Raw genomic sequence first — 1,562 nt, 5'->3', positions numbered from 1 at the left:
GCGGGACAGCCGCACGCTGGACCGCATTTTGGCGGCAGCCAAGGCGCGGTTCGGTGAAGCCGGCTTTTTCGTCGGTGCCCAGTCGGTTCAACTTCATGGCGGCATGGGCATGGCCGACGACTATGTGATCGGTATGTTGTTCAAGCGGCTGCTGCTGCTGCGCAACCTGCATGGCGCTACCAATGATGCGCTGAACCGCCTCGCGCGGCAGCCGGAAGTCCCTATTGAGGAGACGCACTGACCATGTCGGCAAATGATCCCATGGTGGTCGGCATCGGCCGATCGCCCTATTCGCGCAATTCCGGACGCACGACCTGGGCGATGGCAGTCGAGGCGTGTCGGCTCGCAGTTGAGGATTCGGGCCTGCGCATGTCCGACGTCGACGGCATTGTCGAATTCAACACGGGCGACAGCACCGGCAGCCTGAACGTTGCCTATGGCCTGGGCCTTCCGGGCCTGCGCTATCCGGTCGACATCGCCAATGGCGGCAATGTCGTGACGCTGGCCGTCGCACTTGCAGCCCAAGCCGTGCAGACCGGCAAGTGCAAGGCGGTACTCGTCTATCGCTCGCTCAACAGCCGGTCAGGCAAGCGGCTTGGTACGTTCACCGGCAATCTGGAGATTGGCGGCGATGATCAATATGGCGCCCCGCACGGCTATATGGCGCCCGGCCAATGGTTCGCGATGTTCTGCCGCCGCTACATGCACGAATATGGCACGACCTATGAAGATTTGGGCGAGGTCGCAATCGTCACGCGCGGCCATGCGGTCAAGAACGACTGGGCAATCATGCGCGACCCGATCGACATGGAACAATATCTCGCCTCGCGCTGGATTTACGATCCGTTCCGTCTGTACGACTGCGCGCTGGAGGCGGACGGCGCCTGCGCCATCCTTGTCACCAGCCGGGAACGGGCGCGCGACCTGAAACAGACCCCGGTCCAGATGCTGGACGAAGAAACCTTCATGGGCCGTCATCCCGACAGTTGGGAGGATTTCGGCAATCTCTTCTCCGCCCATTGCGCGCCGCCGCTGTGGCAGCGTACTGGCTTCACGCCGTCCGACATGGACTTCGCCTGTATTTACGACTGCTTTACCTTCACGACGGTCGGCGTGATCGAGGATTACGGTTTTTGCGGCAAGGGCGAGTCCGGCAACTATTATCGTTCGGGCAGGGCGACCTATGGTGGCGACTGCGTCATGAACCCGCACGGCGGGCTGCTATCGGAAGCTTATATTCACGGAATGAACCACCATTATGAGGCGGTGCTGCAACTGCGCCATCAGGCGGGCGAGCGGCAGGTCGCGGACGCCAAGGTGGCGCTCGTCACTGCCGGAACCGGCCCCTTCGGTGGCGGCCTCATCTACGCGCGCGTCTGACCGGGAGAAACCAGCATGGCTATCACACTCAATCCGCCGCAGCCTGATCCCTCGCTCGACAGCGCTCCCTATTGGCATAATCTCAAGGAGGGCGTGCTGACTCTGCAACGCTGCGAACCATGCCGGGAATGGCAGTTTCCTGCTATGGAGCGGTGTCGCCACTGCGGCGGTGCGGTGACGTT

General features: G+C 62.2%; 3 protein-coding genes. All 3 read left to right on the top strand.

The window, feature by feature from the left end:
* On the top strand, positions 1 to 241 hold a 241-nt coding region (locus tag VMR39_RS04075), incomplete at its 5' end, for an acyl-CoA dehydrogenase family protein (protein ID WP_325414609.1).
* Positions 242 to 243: 2 nt separating this feature from the next.
* Entirely contained in the window at positions 244 to 1,380 is a 1,137-nt protein-coding gene (locus tag VMR39_RS04070) for a thiolase C-terminal domain-containing protein (protein ID WP_325414607.1), read from the top strand.
* Positions 1,381 to 1,395: 15 nt separating this feature from the next.
* On the top strand, positions 1,396 to 1,562 hold a 167-nt coding region (locus VMR39_RS30420), incomplete at its 3' end, for a zinc ribbon domain-containing protein (RefSeq protein ID WP_414712450.1).

This window comes from Sphingobium sp. (genome assembly GCF_035511395.1).
Taxonomy (GTDB): domain Bacteria; phylum Pseudomonadota; class Alphaproteobacteria; order Sphingomonadales; family Sphingomonadaceae; genus Sphingobium.
Note: the sequence above shows the minus strand (reverse complement) of the source record. Positions and strands in the feature narration are given on the sequence as shown.